This window comes from Shigella dysenteriae, from assembly GCF_022354085.1.
GTDB lineage: Bacteria > Pseudomonadota > Gammaproteobacteria > Enterobacterales > Enterobacteriaceae > Escherichia > Escherichia coli.
On record NZ_CP055055.1, the window covers coordinates 2,016,160 to 2,034,962 of the forward strand.

At 45.6% G+C, this 18,803-nt stretch carries 21 protein-coding genes; 8 read left to right on the forward strand and 13 right to left on the reverse strand.

All coding sequences use genetic code 11. The features are described 5' to 3' along the window. Positions 1-55 precede the first annotated feature (55 nt). The 7 genes from phoQ to rluE form a co-directional block, all read right to left on the reverse strand. On the reverse strand, positions 56-1,516 hold the full coding sequence (phoQ, locus tag HUZ68_RS09655) for a two-component system sensor histidine kinase PhoQ (protein WP_000735413.1): 1,461 nt from the start codon (positions 1,514-1,516) through the stop codon (positions 56-58). Continuing rightward, complete coding sequence (gene phoP / locus HUZ68_RS09660; protein WP_001265481.1) at positions 1,516-2,187, reverse strand: two-component system response regulator PhoP; 672 nt, start codon at positions 2,185-2,187, stop codon at positions 1,516-1,518. The genes phoQ and phoP overlap by 1 nt, the downstream gene beginning before the upstream one ends. Positions 2,188-2,354: 167 nt before the next feature. Continuing rightward, the gene (gene purB / locus HUZ68_RS09665; protein WP_069913941.1) at positions 2,355-3,725 is read right to left on the reverse strand and encodes an adenylosuccinate lyase; all 1,371 of its coding nucleotides are present in this window, start codon (positions 3,723-3,725) and stop codon (positions 2,355-2,357) included. 3 nt (positions 3,726-3,728) lie between these two features. Continuing rightward, positions 3,729-4,370 carry a high frequency lysogenization protein HflD gene (gene hflD / locus HUZ68_RS09670; RefSeq protein ID WP_001297479.1) on the reverse strand — a complete coding sequence of 214 codons (642 nt, stop codon included), beginning with the start codon at positions 4,368-4,370 and terminating at the stop codon, positions 3,729-3,731. Positions 4,371-4,405: 35 nt separating this feature from the next. Beyond that, on the reverse strand, positions 4,406-5,512 hold the full coding sequence (mnmA, locus tag HUZ68_RS09675) for a tRNA 2-thiouridine(34) synthase MnmA (RefSeq protein ID WP_001353282.1): 1,107 nt from the start codon (positions 5,510-5,512) through the stop codon (positions 4,406-4,408). Positions 5,513-5,565: 53 nt separating this feature from the next. Next, positions 5,566-6,027, reverse strand: coding sequence for a phosphatase NudJ (nudJ, locus tag HUZ68_RS09680; protein WP_069913940.1), 462 nt, complete (start codon positions 6,025-6,027; stop codon positions 5,566-5,568). Positions 6,028-6,036: 9 nt separating this feature from the next. Beyond that, positions 6,037-6,690: a 23S rRNA pseudouridine(2457) synthase RluE gene (gene rluE, locus HUZ68_RS09685; protein WP_069913939.1), complete on the reverse strand. Its 654-nt coding sequence runs from the start codon at positions 6,688-6,690 to the stop codon at positions 6,037-6,039. 171 nt (positions 6,691-6,861) lie between these two features. Between rluE and icd the strand changes: the two genes are divergently transcribed. Beyond that, positions 6,862-8,112: an NADP-dependent isocitrate dehydrogenase gene (gene icd / locus HUZ68_RS09690; RefSeq protein ID WP_000444487.1), complete on the forward strand. Its 1,251-nt coding sequence runs from the start codon at positions 6,862-6,864 to the stop codon at positions 8,110-8,112. A gap of 102 nt (positions 8,113-8,214) precedes the next feature. Here the strand turns inward: icd and HUZ68_RS09695 are convergent, their stop codons facing one another. The 6 genes from HUZ68_RS09695 to bluF all read right to left on the reverse strand — a co-directional run bounded on the left by HUZ68_RS09695 (position 8,215) and on the right by bluF (position 11,995). Continuing rightward, positions 8,215-8,538 (reverse strand): anti-adapter protein IraM, encoded by a 324-nt coding sequence (locus tag HUZ68_RS09695; RefSeq protein WP_069913938.1) that lies wholly within the window; start codon positions 8,536-8,538, stop codon positions 8,215-8,217. Positions 8,539-8,790: 252 nt separating this feature from the next. After that, positions 8,791-8,835: a protein YmgK gene (locus HUZ68_RS09700; RefSeq protein ID WP_120795380.1), complete on the reverse strand. Its 45-nt coding sequence runs from the start codon at positions 8,833-8,835 to the stop codon at positions 8,791-8,793. A 234-nt stretch (positions 8,836-9,069) separates the two neighbouring features. After that, positions 9,070-9,180, reverse strand: coding sequence for a protein YmgL (gene ymgL, locus HUZ68_RS09705; protein WP_032143442.1), 111 nt, complete (start codon positions 9,178-9,180; stop codon positions 9,070-9,072). 52 nt (positions 9,181-9,232) lie between these two features. Next, the gene (locus HUZ68_RS09710; RefSeq protein ID WP_000373101.1) at positions 9,233-9,637 is read right to left on the reverse strand and encodes a DUF1398 domain-containing protein; all 405 of its coding nucleotides are present in this window, start codon (positions 9,635-9,637) and stop codon (positions 9,233-9,235) included. A 220-nt stretch (positions 9,638-9,857) separates the two neighbouring features. After that, a complete protein-coding gene (gene bluR, locus HUZ68_RS09715) occupies positions 9,858-10,589 on the reverse strand; it encodes a DNA-binding transcriptional repressor BluR (protein ID WP_000332300.1) in 732 nt (243 codons plus the stop codon). Positions 10,590-10,783: 194 nt separating this feature from the next. Continuing rightward, positions 10,784-11,995, reverse strand: a complete 1,212-nt coding sequence (gene bluF / locus HUZ68_RS09720; protein ID WP_023307905.1) for a blue light-responsive regulator BluF — start codon at positions 11,993-11,995, stop codon at positions 10,784-10,786. Positions 11,996-12,308: 313 nt separating this feature from the next. On the opposite strand from bluF, the gene ycgZ reads away from it, so the two are divergent. The 7 genes from ycgZ to HUZ68_RS09755 all read left to right on the forward strand — a co-directional run bounded on the left by ycgZ (position 12,309) and on the right by HUZ68_RS09755 (position 18,769). Then, a complete protein-coding gene (gene ycgZ, locus HUZ68_RS09725; protein WP_000554153.1) occupies positions 12,309-12,545 on the forward strand; it encodes a regulatory protein YcgZ in 237 nt (78 codons plus the stop codon). Between the two features lie 42 nt (positions 12,546-12,587). After that, the gene (locus HUZ68_RS09730) at positions 12,588-12,860 is read left to right on the forward strand and encodes a two-component-system connector protein YmgA (protein ID WP_239594163.1); all 273 of its coding nucleotides are present in this window, start codon (positions 12,588-12,590) and stop codon (positions 12,858-12,860) included. 28 nt (positions 12,861-12,888) lie between these two features. Continuing rightward, positions 12,889-13,155, forward strand: a complete 267-nt coding sequence (ariR, locus tag HUZ68_RS09735) for a biofilm/acid-resistance regulator AriR (RefSeq protein ID WP_000888772.1) — start codon at positions 12,889-12,891, stop codon at positions 13,153-13,155. Between the two features lie 112 nt (positions 13,156-13,267). Next, complete coding sequence (ymgC, locus tag HUZ68_RS09740; RefSeq protein ID WP_023307906.1) at positions 13,268-13,516, forward strand: protein YmgC; 249 nt, start codon at positions 13,268-13,270, stop codon at positions 13,514-13,516. A 331-nt stretch (positions 13,517-13,847) separates the two neighbouring features. Next, entirely contained in the window at positions 13,848-15,371 is a 1,524-nt protein-coding gene (locus tag HUZ68_RS09745; RefSeq protein WP_023307907.1) for an EAL domain-containing protein, read from the forward strand. A gap of 131 nt (positions 15,372-15,502) precedes the next feature. Next, positions 15,503-15,721 carry a cell division-associated protein YmgF gene (gene ymgF, locus HUZ68_RS09750; RefSeq protein WP_001299921.1) on the forward strand — a complete coding sequence of 73 codons (219 nt, stop codon included), beginning with the start codon at positions 15,503-15,505 and terminating at the stop codon, positions 15,719-15,721. A 399-nt stretch (positions 15,722-16,120) separates the two neighbouring features. Then, positions 16,121-18,769, forward strand: coding sequence for an ECIAI39_1904 family autotransporter adhesin (locus HUZ68_RS09755; RefSeq protein ID WP_251285688.1), 2,649 nt, complete (start codon positions 16,121-16,123; stop codon positions 18,767-18,769). The last annotated feature ends 34 nt before the right edge of the window (positions 18,770-18,803 follow it).

Consider the following 18,803-nt stretch of genomic DNA (forward strand, 5'->3'; position numbering starts at 1 on the left):
TATCTGCAACCGATTATAACGGATGCTTAACGTAATGCGTGAAGTATGGACATATTTATTCATCTTTCGGCGTAGAATGCTGGCGACCAAAAATCACCTCCATCCGCGCACCGCCAAGCATGCTCTCTCCGGCGACGATTTTACCCTCATATTGCTCGGTGATTTCGCGGGCTACCGCCAGCCCCACACCTTGCCCAGGGCGTAAAGTATCAACCCGTTGACCACGGTCGAAAATGACCTCTCGCTTGCTTAATGGAATACCGGGGCCATCATCCTCGACCACAATATAGAGATGCTCGTCGGTTTGCCTTGCAGAAATTTCGACAAACTCGAGGCAATATTTACAGGCATTATCCAGTACATTGCCCATCACCTCGACAAAATCGTTCTGCTCACCGACAAAGCTGATCTCTGGCGAAATATCGAGAGAGATATTGACCCCTTTGCGTTGATACACTTTGTTCAGCGCCGAGGTGAGATTGTCCAGCAGTGGGGCGACCGGATGCAGCTCGCGGCTGAGCAATGTCCCGCCGCGCATACTGGCACGATGCAGGTAGTAGCCAATTTGCTGTGAAATGCGGCTGATTTGCTCCAGCATTACCGGTTCAGCATCACTGACGCTCATCTTTTCACTACGCAGAGAACGCAGCGTACTTTGCAGCACCGCCAGTGGCGTTTTCAGACTATGGGTCAGGTCGGTGAGCGTTGTACGATATTTGTCGTAACGTTCGCGTTCACTTTTTAACAATCGGTTCAGGTTTCGTACCAGACTGGTCAGTTCTCGCGTTGTGGCTGGATTGAGCAATTCGCGGTTATGTTCTTCCAGTTCGCGGACTTCTTTTGCCAGGGCTTCGATGGGGCGTAAACTCCACCAGGCGGCGACCCACAGCAGCGGGATCACTAACAGCAGATTGGCTGAGAGCACATAGATAAACCAGCTCCAGACCATATAGGAACTTTTTAGCTCCACCGGAATGGTATCCACCACCACAATGGTTAACTTTGGCATCCGCGATGTTGCCGGGTAGACGTTTACCGCCACCGAGTGGGTCATCTCCGCGTCGTCATCATCTTCCCGCACTTCCTGCAACTGTTGCTGTATCGAATGATCTCCACTCAGCAAGAGGCTGGTATCGTTAACATCCGCTTCAATTTCATGAAAACCATTCGATTTCAGCCAGTCAGGCTGGATCATCTTCATCAGCCAGGGCACGTCACGTTGCGCCCATAAAAGCTGCCCGTTCTCATCATAAATTAGCGTCATGGTGGGGCTTTGCTTGTCGATATTTTCGGGTAACTCGACATGCAACTTATTGTTTTCCCACTTCGCAAGGGTATAGAACAGATTGCTCTCGCCACGTAACAGCCGAAACGTAGTTTTATCGAAACTGACGCTATAACCGATCAGCGCGACCATTCCGTAGGCAAGCGAAAGCACCAGTACTACCGCTGCCGTTGCCAACAGAAAACGTACCCGCAGCGAGAGCGGGAAAAAAAGACGCAGTAATTTTTTCATCAGCGCAATTCGAACAGATAGCCCTGGCCGCGAACGGTGGTAATCACTTCTTGGGGATATTGTGCCTGAATTTTTTTGCGCAGACGTCCCATCAGTACATCAATGGTATGGCTTTCCCGCAGCTCCGCATCCGGATAGAGTTGGAGCATTAACGAATCTTTGCTCACCACTTTGCCATTATTGCGTATCAACGTTTCCATAATGGTGTATTCGAACGCGGTCAGTTTGATCACTTCGTCATTAATAGATAATTCACGGCGAGAGAGATCAACCTGAAACGGGGGTAGCGAAATGACCTGTGAAGCCAGACCGCTATTACGCCGCATTAATGCCTGCATTCGCGCCATCACCTCTTCAATATGAAATGGTTTAGTCACGTAATCATCAGCACCGGCACTTAATACTTCGACTTTGTCCTGCCAGCTTTCACGGGCGGTTAATACCAGAATCGGCAGTGAAACATCATTGCTACGCCAGCGGCGAATCAGTGACAGACCGTCCTCGTCTGGCAATCCGAGATCGACAATCGCAATATCCGGTAAATGTTCATTGAGATAATAATCGGCTTCTTTGGCATCTTCTGCATCATCGACCTGATGACCAGCATCCTGAATCTGAACTTTAAGGTGGTGACGTAACAACGCATTGTCTTCAACAACCAGTACGCGCATTTTTATTTCTCCCTGTCTTAATTATTAAAATAGTGTAACGCGATTATGTGGTTATGGGGGTAAACATTAAATAAACCAGCGGGGAGGGGAGGTAAAGTGAAAAAATAAAAAGCGGATAATCTTAATAAGCAGGCCGGACAGCATCGCCATCCGGCACTGATACGAGTTTATTTCAGCTCATCAACCATGGTGATGGCGCGACCAATGTAGTTTGCCGGCGTCATCGCTTTCAGGCGGGCTTTCTCTTCTTCTGGCAACGCCAGACCGTCGATAAACTTCTTCATGCCTTCGGCGTCAACGCGCTTACCGCGAGTCAGCTCTTTCAGCTTTTCGTACGGTTTTTCGATGCCATAGCGACGCATAACTGTCTGGATTGGCTCAGCCAGCACTTCCCAGTTGTGATCCAGCTCATCCAGCAGATGGTCACGGTTCACTTCCAGTTTGCTCACGCCTTTCAGGGTGGATTGATACGCAATCAGCGCATAGCCGATACCCACGCCGAGGTTACGCAGCACGGTGGAGTCGGTCAGGTCACGCTGCCAGCGGGAAACCGGCAGTTTGCTTGCCAGATGCTGTAATACCGCGTTGGAAAGGCCCAGATTCCCTTCGGAGTTCTCGAAGTCGATCGGGTTAACTTTATGCGGCATGGTGGAAGAACCAATCTCACCAGCAATGGTTTTCTGTTTGAAGTGGTTAAGGGCGATATAACCCCAGACGTCACGGTCAAAGTCGATCAGAATGGTGTTGAAGCGCGCAACGCAATCAAACAGTTCGGCAATGTAGTCGTGCGGTTCAATCTGGGTAGTGTACGGGTTCCACTGAATACCCAGCGAGGTGACGAACTCTTCGCTGAACTGATGCCAGTCAACTTCCGGGTAAGCGGCGATGTGGGCGTTATAGTTACCGACCGCACCGTTGATTTTGCCGAGGATCTCCACCTGGTTAAGCTGGCGGTACTGGCGCTCCATACGGTAGGCGACGTTTGCCATCTCTTTACCGATGGTTGACGGCGTGGCTGGCTGACCGTGGGTACGAGACAGCAGCGGGATATCGCGGTACTGAACGGCGAGATCTTTAATGCCATCAATTAGTTGACGCCAGTACGGCAGGATCACTTCATCACGCGCGGTTTTCAGCATTAATGCGTGGGAGAGGTTATTGATATCTTCCGAAGTACAGGCAAAGTGGATGAATTCAGAAACCGCGTGCAGTTCCGGGATCTCCGCCACTTTTTCTTTCAGGAAATACTCAACCGCTTTAACGTCGTGGTTAGTAGTACGCTCGATGGTTTTGATGCGTGCGGCATCTTCTTCGCTGAAATTGGCGACAATTGCATCAAGGTAACCGATTGCGTCGGCAGCAAAAGCAGGAACTTCCTTGATCGCTGCGTGCGCGGCCAGTTTTTGCAGCCAACGTACTTCAACTTGTACACGGAATTTCAGCAAACCATATTCGCTGAAAATCCCGCGCAGCGCGCTGACTTTATCGCCGTAGCGTCCATCGACAGGGGAAACGGCGGTCAGTGAGGATAATTCCATAGATCACAACTCCGGGGTTAAATGAGCAAGAATTTGTTTTGCCTGAGTGGTCAGGCGATTACGAGAAAACATCAGTTGCAGACGTCCGCCGCCGACCTGGTGCCAGAGCACGGCGGCGCGAATGCCTGCCAGCAGGGTTGCGCGAACTTTCGCCTGCACTTGTGGGCTTTGCAGTACAGCAGGGGAACCGGTGACCTGAATACGCGGGCCAAGCGGGCTGATCACATCAACATAGATAGCAGCCATCGCGCTCATCAGCGTTTCGGACTGTAAATCGAAGTGTTCGAGCTGGCGTTGCAGGCCGTTGATCCGGTTGCCCAGAGTGTCGAGCGCACCTTTCGCTGAGGAGAGTTTGCGCTCAAGCACCATCAGGCTGAGTGTGTAGCGGGTTAATTCGGCGTTTAAGCCCTGGCGACTGCTGGCATTGAGCACGCCGAGCAGGGTTTCCAGCCCGACGCGCAGGTTGGCTTCGCTACCGCCAAAAACCGCCAGCGTCGAGCTGGGGTTCATATCAATAATACTGTTGAGTGAGACGTGTAGCGCATCGGCATCACAATGCCCCTGGTGAGCGAGTTGTTGCACCAGGCGTGCCGACTGACAAATACCGGCCAGGGCGAGGGTGATGTCATAGTAATTCTTTGCCACGTTCACTGCTTCCTTGTTTTAAGTAAAGATAATAATCAGACCGGCAGCGGCAGACGCTGCTCAATAATACCGCCACCGAGGCACACTTCACCGTTATAGAAGACGGCAGACTGGCCCGGCGTCACGGCGGCAACGGGCTCATCGAAAATCACTTCAATGCGATCATCGTCCAGCGCCTTGACGGTGCAAGGGATATCGGTCTGGCGATAGCGGGTTTTTACCGTGCAACGCATAGTGCCGGTAAATGGCTCGCGATCGACCCAGTGCAGCTGCTGGGCAATCAACCCGACAGACATCAGCCGCGGGTGTTCATGGCCTTGCGCAACAATCAGAATGTTGTTTTCGACGTCTTTATCGACCACGTACCACGGTTCTTCGGTGCCTTCTTTGGTGCCACCGATACCCAGTCCTTTACGCTGACCAAGAGTGTGATACATCAGCCCCTGGTGCTCGCCGATTTCATCGCCATCGACGGTAATGATTTTGCCCGGTTGCGCCGGAAGATAACGGCCCAGGAACTCGCGGAATTTACGTTCGCCAATAAAGCAAATGCCGGTAGAGTCTTTTTTCTTCGCGGTGACCAGACCAAGATCTTCAGCAATCTTACGCACCTGCGGTTTTTCCAGTTCGCCGACCGGGAACAGGCTTTGCGCAATCTGCTCATGGCTGAGCGTATAAAGGAAGTAGCTCTGGTCTTTATTGCTGTCCAGACCACGTAGCAGGCGGCTCTTGCCATCGACATCTGCCCGACGTACGTAATGACCGGTAGCGATATAATCGGCACCTAAATCTTCGGCGGCAAATTCGAGGAAGGCTTTAAATTTGATCTCTTTGTTGCAGAGAATATCCGGATTCGGCGTGCGACCGGCTTTATATTCGGCAAGGAACAGTTCGAAGACGTTGTCCCAGTACTCGGCAGCAAAGTTAACGGTGTGTAGTTCAATGCCGAGCTTGTCGCAGACAGCCTGGGCATCAGCCAGATCCGCTGCCGCTGTGCAATATTCCTCACCGTCGTCTTCTTCCCAGTTCTTCATAAACAGGCCTTCGACCTGATATCCCTGTTGTTGCAACAGCCAGGCAGAAACGGAGGAATCGACACCGCCGGACATGCCGACGATTACTTTTTTTGCGGTTTCAGACATTGGATCACTCACGACATTGAACTTCAAGGCGGCGTATTCTATCACGCAGCCTTTTAGATGACACCCTTTGTAAAAGGCCAGTTAAAATCGCCAATCATCTCCAGCGGATAGCGTTGCCCGCTTTGATAACAACGAATACTTTCCGCCACCAGCTGCGAACGCAGGTTGGGGGCCTGTAAAATCTCTTCGGCACTAACCCAACGGCAGCAGTCGATATCGCTGTCATGAGGCTGGGTCGGGCATATTTGCTCAAGCTCAATGGCAAAAAGGAAACGCAAAAACGGCGTTTTATCTGGCGCAATCCACTGATGCATACGAATAAAGTGTTGCGGCTGCGCGCTGATGCCGGTTTCTTCCCACAGCTCACGGGCGGCGGCTTCCACTAAGGTTTCATCCGCTTCCAGATGCCCCGCCGGTTGGTTCCATAACGCTTTACCATTAATCGTCTCTTCAACGACTAAAAATTTGCCTTCTGCGTGCACCACGCAAGCAACGGTAACGTGCGGTTTAAACATTTTGCATCCTTAATCTGTCACTTCTCGCCATTCGCCATTAGCAAGATTATCCAAAGAGTAATCACCCATCGCATAGCGAATCAGTCGCAGCGTGGGGAAACCAACATGGGCGGTCATGCGGCGCACCTGGCGATTACGTCCTTCATATAAGGTGATCTTCAGCCAGCTGGTGGGAATACTTTTGCGTTCACGAATTGGTGGATTCCGCGGCCATAACCACGCAGGTTCGTCAACCAGCTCCGCGCCGGCGGGCAGGGTAGGGCCATCATTTAAGGTTACGCCATTGCGCAAGGCTTCAAGTGCGTCTTGTGTGGGAATACCTTCCACCTGCACATAATAGATTTTCCCGGTGCGTTTGCCCGGCTGGGTTAAACGCGCCTGCAACGCGCCGTTATTGGTCAGCACCAGTAACCCTTCGCTATCGCGGTCAAGGCGACCTGCTGCATAAACGCCCTGAACCGGGATGAATTCTTTTAATGTTTTGCGTCCGGCTTCATCGGTGAACTGCGGAAGAACATCGTAGGGTTTATTGAACAGGATCACACGCGTGGGCTGGTTTTCAGGTTTACGCCTGGTAGAACGTTGTAAGCTGAATCGCTTAACCTGGTGATTTCTAAAAGAAGTTTTTTGCATGGTATTTTCAGAGATTATGAATTGCCGCATTATAGCCTAATAACGCGCATCTTTCATGACGGCAAACAATAGGGTAGTATTGACAAGCCAATTACAAATCATTAACAAAAAATTGCTCTAAAGCATCCGTATCGCAGGACGCAAACGCATATGCAACGTGGTGGCAGACGAGCAAACCAGTAGCGCTCGAAGGAGAGGTGAATGGAAAGTAAAGTAGTTGTTCCGGCACAAGGCAAGAAGATCACCCTGCAAAACGGCAAACTCAACGTTCCTGAAAATCCGATTATCCCTTACATTGAAGGTGATGGAATCGGTGTAGATGTAACCCCAGCCATGCTGAAAGTGGTCGACGCTGCAGTCGAGAAAGCCTATAAAGGCGAGCGTAAAATCTCCTGGATGGAAATTTACACCGGTGAAAAATCCACACAGGTTTATGGTCAGGATGTCTGGCTGCCTGCTGAAACCCTTGATCTGATTCGTGAATATCGCGTTGCTATTAAAGGCCCGCTGACCACGCCGGTTGGTGGCGGTATTCGCTCTCTGAACGTTGCCCTGCGCCAGGAACTGGATCTCTACATCTGCCTGCGTCCGGTACGTTACTATCAGGGCACCCCAAGCCCGGTTAAACACCCTGAACTGACCGATATGGTTATCTTCCGTGAAAACTCGGAAGACATTTATGCGGGTATCGAATGGAAAGCTGACTCTGCCGACGCCGAGAAAGTGATTAAATTCCTGCGTGAAGAGATGGGCGTGAAGAAAATTCGCTTCCCGGAACATTGCGGTATCGGTATTAAGCCGTGTTCTGAAGAAGGCACCAAACGTCTGGTTCGTGCAGCGATCGAATACGCAATTGCCAACGATCGTGACTCTGTGACCCTGGTGCACAAAGGCAACATCATGAAGTTCACCGAAGGCGCGTTTAAAGACTGGGGCTACCAGCTGGCGCGTGAAGAATTTGGCGGTGAACTGATCGACGGCGGCCCGTGGCTGAAAGTTAAAAACCCGAATACCGGCAAAGAGATCGTCATTAAAGACGTGATTGCTGATGCCTTCCTGCAACAGATCCTGCTGCGTCCGGCTGAATATGATGTTATCGCCTGTATGAACCTGAACGGTGACTACATTTCTGACGCCCTGGCAGCGCAGGTTGGCGGTATCGGTATCGCCCCTGGTGCAAACATCGGTGACGAATGCGCCCTGTTTGAAGCCACCCACGGTACTGCGCCGAAATATGCCGGTCAGGACAAAGTTAACCCAGGCTCTATTATTCTCTCTGCTGAGATGATGTTACGCCACATGGGTTGGACCGAAGCCGCAGACCTGATTGTTAAAGGTATGGAAGGCGCAATCAATGCGAAGACCGTAACCTATGACTTCGAACGTCTGATGGAAGGCGCTAAACTGCTGAAATGTTCAGAGTTTGGTGATGCGATCATCAAGAATATGTAATCACTACATGTGTTAAATATTTAAACGGGCGTATAACACGCCCGTTGTTTTATTTATGTGGATATTATTAATAGCATATCGAGCATATTTATATAAAATCCATTACTTGAGCCCATATGGGCATATTTTTATAATACAACTCTTATGCAAACATTTATTTGTTATTTCGCTTTCTCCTGGAGGACACTCTTGACTGCTTTTGAGTAAACGCCATAAATCCTTGTTGAATGGTGCGATGTTATAAATAGTAATAGGGTATTCTTTATCCTTAAGGATAATACCAGACTTAACCGGTGTAAATATACTACCAGGGGGGAGGAATATAGTGGATTGATACCAGATGATCATTTTCATATCACCCCATATGGCTGAAAAAGATATGCCGCATGTAGGTTGAATTACCGTGTCAATTACTACCCACTTCATTTGTTATGTCTTATCCCACGGTATTTAATATAGTTCATTTGGATGTTCATTTCTTTATTTTGCATATGAGTATATTACCCCTTCAAAAAATAAATTAATTAAAACGATTGCTTATATAAAACAAAATTTAAAGCAAGGAATCTCAATGGATGTTAAACAAAATGAGATTTAGTGAAAACAATAAATTATTCACTTCGTTTTAGATTTGTTTAGCTATAATGTTATACATTCAAATGACTGAACATCCTGTAATTAAAACATCGCCTTTATGCTACTTTGTGCCAATTTGCTAAACATTATGGTTGCCTTTTTATATAACGATAATAATGAATATAAGCATGACATGAGAATAAGGTTTCAATTTTGAGTTATATAGGAAAGGTTTAACCTGTTCCTGGCTAAAATACATATAACTGGATGATGACTAAACCAAAACACATGTGCGTTAAGTATTGAAACGGGCGTATGGCACGCCCGTTGGTTTTATAAATATGTTAACCGTTATAAAATAACGTATAGAAAGTCAAGTGATCACATTTCAAATATCAATTTGATAGTATTGGCCTGGTGATTATTTATGGGTAGCAATAAAAGGACAGTATTTATCATCCATAGGGATAGTCTCTGTACTTTTATTCCCATTATGCTAATGCCTTACTGAATTATGAAGCATTTCTTAAGCATCCAACTTTAGCTAGATTAATGGTTTATTATTTTCTACATCTTCAATATATAAAAGCGTATTATCAATGGCGTAGTAACTGCGTTTGTTATGATTAACATCAGTAACCCAACGGAAAACGCCCGCGCCTGCCAGTGTTGAACAGTATTCCCGAAATGTAGATTTTCCGCAAATATGAAGCAATGCGGCCTCTTTTATTTTAGCAGGGTTCTTGGTCGTACTAACTTTTAACAGGTTCCTGGTTCCTCTTAATAACAAAACCGTGTCATCGTGAGTAATAATTCTGATGTTATCCGTAGCCAGATAATAAATGTAATGTGCAATACGGTGATGTTTTAATTCTGAATAAAACCAGGAGAAGTTTTGCTCTTTTCTCACTTGCTCAAACATCTTTTGAAAAACAACGACCTGATCCATCAGGATAATAACCTCTTGTTAGTTGTGAGACTGCGTAGTGTGCACGATCGGTTTTACCACTTCAATCTGGTCTGTCCTTTGGCTGTGATATGTACAAAGTGTGAAAGGGGGATTACCTGAATTCTCCCGGTGAGCATTTTGTAATGGACCAGCTCCGGTACAAACGCTGTTGTGGGTTCAGATTATAACATTCTGTCTAAGGGGCGGGATAAAGGTGAAATTAGGGGGCATGAAAGATGACTTTATAACCTTGCTCACCCCAGTGTTGTAAAAGTTCGTTTTGCCTTCTCGTTGGTGCCATGCCTGTCCAGACAATCAATGTTTGCGTCGGGAACAGTTCCGGGCGCGGTGATTCAATGGGATCAGCAAGAACAGAAATATGCCATCCTGACAATGATAAACGCCATGCTTCCAGCCACAATCGAGCTCTCTCTTCAACATTCCACGCCATCAGAATGGCTTCTTTACCGGGCTTACGGCGCATTTCGAAAAGCGAGGCTGCTGCATATTCAATTAATGCGCCGTCAAACATACTGCTCATAATGCGGGAGGTGTTGTGATCAAGCACGAGACGCTGGCGAACAGGAAGGTAAACATGATTAATCAATTGATCTACTGGGTACTCTCGACCCAGTGAAATAATTCTCGCGCGTAGTTTGGCAGGATTAGCCATACGAAGAATTGACATCATCTCTTCTTGCAGGCGGCTCCAGTCATCTTCCGTATCCTGGCTGGTGGTTTCCAGTAATGCTTTAACTTTGCCTACAGGGACGCCATTACTTATCCAACGCTTGATCTCTTCGATACGTTGTATGTCTTCTTCATCAAAGAGTCGGTGTCCGCCTTCACTGCGCTGTGGTTTTAACAAACCGTAGCGGCGTTGCCAGGCCCGGAGAGTGACAGGATTAATCCCGCAACGTTCAGCAACATCACCAATGCTGTAATAAGCCACAATTCCTCCTTGCGGTCACAAATCTCCGTCGCCTGTAAACGACCCAATAATACTTTGTACAATATACGCTAAAATTGTACAAAGTATAAATAAGATTTCAGCTAATTTGGATGAAACATTATTTTTAATGTGGATTAAATTTAAACATAACGTATTCATTTTCACGATGATTTACTGAAATCATGTGCTGAAAATTATTTTTTTTCTGGCCACGCTATGGAAGGGATACCATTCAATTTAGCTTTAGCAAACAGATCCCCCTGAAACATCTCAATTCCTGCGGATTCAAGCCACATCCACTCTTCTGGTGTTGCCACGCCCATAGCAGAGACTTGAATTTCAAGTGATGTACAGCATTTTATGATCGCCTGAATAATTGCCTGCCGTGGTCCGCTTTTATGAACATTGGTAATCAATTCCTGACTGATTTTAATTCTGTCAGGCTGGAAGCGTGACAGGAGTAACAAACCGGCAAAACCTGCGCCAAAATGATCAATTGCTACACTGATACCGGCAGCCTTTAACGATTTAACCGCTTCGGCAAACTCATCAAACCGAGATATGACTTCACTTTCAGTAAATTCAACGATGATTTGTTCAGGCACCAGAGCATTGGCCTTTATTTCATCAATTAAAAAAGAAACTGCGTCAGGCTCGTTAACCAGGGTCATAGGTAATAGATTGATTGAAATCATTTTATCACCGAGCTCAAGTGCGTGTGCCATCGTGAATGCAAGCGCCTTACTTTTGAGATCCGCTTTGTAGATTTCCCCGTCTTTACGCTGCCCAACCGCTATAGCTGATGGACTATCTTCATTTTTTTGCTCAATGGCTTCAAAAGCGATTATCCGCCGCGATAAGGGATCGACAATTGGATGAAAGGCAAAGTGGTCGTTTATATTTGGTGAAAGGGTATAGAAATCAAGTTCTTTATCAGATCCGTCAGCGATAAAAAGCCAGGAGTCTTCGGCAGGGATCTCGAAATAGGTTGATTGTTCGGTTGCAAGGACAAAAGTACGAAAAAATTGTAGCGCTCTGTCATCATAAGTTAGCTGAAATTTTGATGTGCCTTTGTCGAATACGGCCTGTAAAACGTCATCTCGCTCGTGCAGGCGTAAATCAAATAATTCCATTCCCGCTTTGCCAAAACGGCGAGCAGGCGCGTAATCGCACAGCAGCTCAACAATATTATAGTGCCGTGGATCCTGACATATAGCCCGATATATCATTTGAACCTGTTCTTCCGGACCTTCCAGAAGCTGGAAAAAATGAGAACCATTAAACAATAAGATCCCTGTTACGTCAGACCGCATGTTTCTGCGATTTGCTATCGAAACCATTTCTTCGATTTTTTTGACAGGTTCGTCGTCACGTATATGGCTACGATAAATAAGGGTGGTGAGCATTAACAATCCAGGGTAATGGGCGAGGTGAGAGTAAGACGGTAACAGACATATCTTCTTGTGTCTTTCTTTAAATACCAAAACATAACTATTTCTTTACATTGATAAAAGATGGCAAAAGTTGAACACGAATTGGCGAAAAATCTTGTACGGGTTTTCATTTAAATGATGCAATATGTTTTATCATAACGCATTGTTTTATATGAATTAGCACTAATTGCAAAAAATTAATTTATCATTCTGTACACATATTTCGTACAAGTTTGCTATTGTTACCTCACTTAACATTGATTAACATTTTTAACAGAGGCGTAGCATGCATCAAAATTCAGTGACTTCAGATTCTGCGGGAGCAATCACTCGTTACTTTGCAAAAGCTAACTTGCCTACTCAGCAGGAAACTCTCGGGGAAATTGTGACTGAGATTTTGAAAGATGGACGTAATCTGAGTCGAAAGTCGCTTTGTGCCAAACTTCTTTGCCGACTGGAACAAGCGACAGGGGAAGAGGAACAGAAACATTATAATGCACTAATTGGGTTGCTTTTTGAATAATGCAACAGCCTGATTATTTAACAGGTTAGCTATGAAGTCGTTATGAAGATATCTGATAATGAACGTATAAAATATGAAATTACTGGCCAGGCGGTGCTCCAGATACTGCGCATGAAGATAAATTTTTCATTGCAGACTCTTATTAAGCAATTACTCGTAATGAAATCGGCTGAGGAAGATGCTTTCCGACGCGATTTAATTGACAGCATAATTCGTGATTTTAGCAATAGTGATTCAGGAGGGCCAAACCGAAGAACAGCGACAGCTGACAATAAAAGTATGTTCAATGGTAAGAAAATAAACAGAATACATTAAAATTTCATAAGTAAGATGAGAGGTTACCATGCTTGAAGATACTACAATTCATAATGCAATAACTGATAAAGCGTTAGCAAGTTACTTTCGCAGTTCGGGTAATTTGTTAGAAGAAGAGTCAGCTGTGTTAGGGCAGGCTGTCACCAATTTAATGCTTTCAGGCGATAATGTTAATAATAAAAATATTATCTTAAGTCTGATACACTCCCTGGAAACAACAAGTGATATTCTCAAAGCTGATGTGATTAGAAAAACACTGGAAATCGTGTTGCGATACACAGCTGATGATATGTAACTTCTAATTATTAAGTATAAGTTTATAGAAAACTCATTCATCTTATTTTTGTCTGTCGCTTTAGACTATACACAGCATAATTTTATTGGGTAAATATTTCTACGAGGCTGACATGAACAATTCAATCCCAGAGAGATTTATTTTTCAATGTGCTTTGTTTAAAAATCTCGAGAGGGAGGTGTTCATGACGCATGGGTATGTTGATAGTCATATTATTGATCAGGCTTTACGCTTGCGTTTAAAAGATGAAACCAGTGTGATTCTTTCTGATCTCTATCTGCAAATCTTACAGTACATTGAAATACATAAGACTACACTAACGGATATCATTATTAATGACAGGGAATCCGTGCTCTCTTAGAACTTGAGTAAGGTTTTAGAATAAACATCAGCTGTATCACCATGCTGATGCAAAGTGAGCATTTCAGGTGTTATGCTTTCTTGATATGTCCGCAATATCAGGTGTCAAGAATGAAGAGTTCTCGTTCTCCATTCTTGATGCCTGATATCCCACCTAATTTATTTAATCCTGCCTACATTATGCTCAATAATTAATGGGTTAGATCAAGATGGAGAAAATTTTATCTTCGGCGTGGATATTTCCTATGCTCTCTACCATGCTCTGTGTAGATGCCAGCGCGAGCGAATGAATGGCATTTTCATGTATTAAACCCTTTGGCCGGGACAAGCAAATGCGCAATACACTCATACCCATCCTCGTTGCGATATGCTTGTTTATAACCGGTGTCGCTATTTTGAACATCCAGCTCTGGTATTCCGCAAAAGCAGAGTACCTGGCGGGAGCGAGATATGCCGCCAACAATATCAATCATATACTTGAAGAAGCGTCACAGGCGACTCAAACAGCGGTTAACATTGCCGGGAAGGAATGCGACCTCGAGGAGCAATATCAGCTTGGCACTGAAGCAGCTCTGAAACCTCACCTGCGCACAATCATCATTCTCAAACAGGGAATAGTCTGGTGTACATCCCTGCCTGGGAATCGGGTCCTGTTGTCTCGTATTCCTGTTTTCCCGGACAGTAATTTGCTGTTGGCTCCAGCAATCGACACCGTTAATAGATTACCTATCCTGCTCTATCAGAGCCAATTTGCAGATACGCGCATTTTGGTTACGATAAGCGATCAGCATATTCGTGGGGCGCTTAATGTACCCTTGAAAGGGGTAAGGTATGTATTACGCGTGGCGGATGACATTATTGGACCAACGGGTGATGTGATGACGCTTAATGGACATTATCCCTATACCGAGAAGGTTCACTCCACAAAATATCATTTCACTATTATCTTTAACCCGCCACCACTCTTTAGCTTCTACAGACTTATCGATAAAGGCTTTGGGATTTTGATATTTATTCTGTTAATCGCCTGCGCCGCTGCTTTCCTGCTTGATAGGTATTTCAATAAAAGCGCAACGCCTGAAGAGATCCTGCGACGGGCTATAAATAATGGGGAGATCGTCCCTTTTTACCAACCTGTGGTAAATGGTCGGGAAGGGACATTGCGGGGAGTTGAGGTGTTAGCCCGCTGGAAACAACCTCACGGTGGATATATTTCACCCGCGGCATTTATTCCACTTGCTGAAAAATCCGGATTAATCGTTCCGCTTACACAAAGCCTGATGAATCAGGTTGCCAGACAGATGAACGCTATCGCGAGTAAACTGCCGGAAGGTTTTCATATTGGAATTAATTTTAGCGCTTCGCATATTATTTCGCCGACGTTTGTCGACGAGTGTTTAAATTTCCGTGACAGTTTTACCCGCCGCGATTTAAACCTTGTTCTGGAAGTCACCGAGCGTGAGCCATTGAATGTTGATGAAAGTCTGGTTCAGCGGTTGAACATTCTGCATGAAAATGGTTTTGTCATCGCGCTGGATGATTTCGGTACTGGCTACTCAGGGCTTTCTTATCTTCATGACCTGCATATTGATTATATCAAAATTGATCACAGTTTCGTTGGCCGCGTAAACGCAGACCCAGAATCCACCCGAATTCTGGATTGTGTATTGGATCTGGCGCGTAAACTTTCGATCAGTATCGTCGCTGAAGGTGTCGAAACGAAAGAACAACTTGACTATCTGAACCAAAATAATATCACATTTCAGCAGGGTTATTATTTCTATAAACCTGTTACATACATCGACCTGGTCAAAATTATCCTTTCTAAACCGAAGGTGAAGGTTGTGGTTGAGTGAAAATTGATCAGTAAGACCATAGTGCGGTGTAATTATAGACAGCTAATTAGCTCGTTGCCTCTTGTTACTATTGTTCATTATTTTGTTTGCTATAATTGTTTGAAAGTTTTGACAGGATTGCCATTAGTAGCATGAACAATAGTAATAATCTGGATTATTTCACTCTCTATATCATCTTTTCCATTGCATTTATGCTGATCACCCTCCTGGTCATCCTTATTGCAAAACCCAGTACCGGGCTGGGAGAAGTGCTTGTGACGATAAATTTGCTTAATGCCCTTGTTTGGCTGGCGATCAATCTGGTTAATCGATTAAGAGAAAGACTCGTCAGCCACAGGGATCAGCAATAATCTTTCAGTTTCTCACTGTCAGTATGCGGCTGAATGGGTTGCTGGCAGTGAACGCCTGGATCATTGAAGGAAAGGCATTATTGCGCAAATAGTTGTCAACCCTGGTGTTATCACGGTTGTTTTTATATATCACCGAAATAATCCTCATCGCAACTATTAACAATTTTGATGTCGAAGAGTTATTTGTTAAACAAAATCGTCACCCTAAAGTGATCAATGTCATGAAAATAAGGTGAAAAATGATAATGCCGACTTATTTATCATTTATATATTGTCGCTGTTTATCTATTTAAATTTTTTGTGCTTTTGTTTTTGTCTTTACCCTCCGTTTTGGTAATCTGAACGCATAGGTTATTTGACCAGGAATGTTTGTTAATCCAATGAATGGATGGTTAATCTATGAAACTGAAAAAACTCCCCGGGTTTAGTTTGGGACTTATTGCTCTGGCGGTGGGTAATGCATATGCTGGACCGTTTATTCAGCATGAAGATAAGGAACATGCGCTGAAAATAGATAGTGCAAATACAGAAAATATTAATAATGCGCTAGTTATAACAACGGGTAATGGAAGTTACGGGGTATCTGTTGCAGGAGAGGGTAGCAAATTAACCATTAACAATGGCGTCATTGTAACAACGGGCGGTTTATATCCTTCTGACAATAGTTCTCTAAGCACAGCATTAACAGCTAGCGCAATCGTAAGTGAATTTGGCGGTGCTGTTATTTTGCAGGGTAAAAACACGATTGTCACAACGGGGGATTACTCAATTGGTTTGCTAAGTCAAACGAATGGAAACCTGAATACTGATACCATAATAAGAGTCAACCCTGACGGTTCGGCTACCCCCTCTTTTTCTGACGGAGGTAATTCTTTTATCGTTACTGCGGGTAATCACGCAGTCGGCGTTCTTGCGTGTGCATCTCCCGGAAGCGCGCGTGCGTGTGTATCTTCTCTTGATGAAGAAAGTACTGCCGATACAGGAAGTAATGAAAATAGCGCCAAAGCAATACTGGATATGGCAAAAGGGGAGATAACAACCCACGGAACAGAAAGTTATGCCGCTTACGCTAATGGCACTGTCGTCAAGGCTGATGGCACGCTTGATTATACCAATGCCAGCGTTACATTAACCGATGTTGATATCACCACGCATGGGGACAATGCTCATGCCATCGCTGCTCGCCAGGGGACAGTTTCATTTAACCAGGGAGAAATTTATACAACGGGTCCTGACGCCGCGATTGCTAAAATTTATAATGGCGGCACGGTGACGCTGAAAAATACATTTGCAGTCGCGCATCAGGGGGCTGGAGTTGTGCTGGAGTCTTCCATAAATGGTCAGGAAGCAACGGTAGATATTTTATCTGGTAGCTCACTACGGTCAGCAAATGAAATCCTCTACAATAAAAATGAGACGAGTAACGTGACCATTACTGATAGTGAGGTATCATCGGCTGCAGATGTTTTTATCAATAATATTAAAGGTCATTTGACCGTCTATGCAACTGATTCAAAAATAACGGGTTCAGCCAATCTTTCAACAGATGATAACACTCATACCTATCTGTCGCTTTCAGATAATAGTACCTGGGATATTAAAGCTGACTCAACGGTGAGCAAGCTCACGGTTGACAATAGTACGGTCTATATTTACCGGGCAGATGGAAAGGATTTCGAACCAACAAGATTAACAATAACTGAAAATTACGTTGGTAATAATGGCGTATTGCATCTCAGAACTGAATTGGGTGATGATAATTCAGCTACGGATAAAGTCGTTATTAATGGAAATACCTCTGGAACAACCCGAGTTAAAGTTACCAATGCTGGCGGCAGCGGGGCTTATACGTTAAATGGGATAGAGATTATCAGCGTTGAGGGGGAATCAAATGGAGAATTTATTAAGGATTCGAGGATTTTCGCCGGTGCCTACGAATATTCATTAACCCGAGGTAATACCGAAGCGACCAATAAAAACTGGTATCTGACTAACTTCCAGGCAACGAGCGGCGGTGAAACAAACTCCGGAGGAAGTTCAGCGCCTACTGTTGCGCCTACCCCCGTCCTGCGCCCCGAAGCTGGAAGTTACGTCGCCAACCTGGCAGCCGCTAACACTCTTTTTGTTATGCGTCTGAACGATCGTGCAGGTGAAACGCGTTACATCGATCCTGTAACTGAACAGGAGCGTTCAAGCCGACTTTGGCTACGTCAAATTGGCGGGCATAATGCCTGGCGTGACAGCAACGGACAGTTGAGAACGACCTCGCATCGCTACGTCTCGCAGTTAGGGGCCGATCTGTTAACCGGTGGTTTTACCGACAGTGACAGTTGGCGTTTGGGAGTGATGGCTGGTTATGCCCGCGACTACAACTCAACTCATTCCAGCGTGTCGGATTATCGTTCGAAAGGGAGTGTCAGAGGCTATAGCGCAGGGCTGTATGCCACCTGGTTTGCCGATGACCTCAGTAAAAAAGGCGCATACATTGACGCCTGGGCGCAATATAGCTGGTTTAAAAACTCGGTGAAAGGGGATGAATTAGCCTATGAATCCTATAGCGCGAAAGGCGCAACCGTCTCGCTGGAAGCGGGTTACGGCTTTGCCCTGAATAAATCCTTTGGTCTGGAAGCGGCGAAATATACGTGGATCTTCCAGCCACAGGCACAGGCTATCTGGATGGGCGTCGATCATAATGCGCATACGGAAGCCAATGGCTCACGTATTGAGAATGACGCAAATAACAACATCCAGACCCGACTTGGTTTCCGCACCTTTATTCGTACTCAGGAGAAAAACAGCGGTCCGCACGGTGACGACTTTGAACCTTTTGTTGAAATGAACTGGATCCATAACAGTAAAGATTTTGCTGTCTCAATGAACGGTGTGAAAGTCGAACAAGACGGGGCGCGTAATTTGGGGGAAATTAAACTTGGCGTAAATGGCAATCTGAATCCGGCGGCCAGTGTCTGGGGTAATGTGGGCGTGCAGCTGGGTGATAATGGCTACAATGACACCGCAGTGATGGTGGGCCTGAAATATAAGTTCTGATCCCCGTTAGCTAAAATACCGCGTCGAATTCATC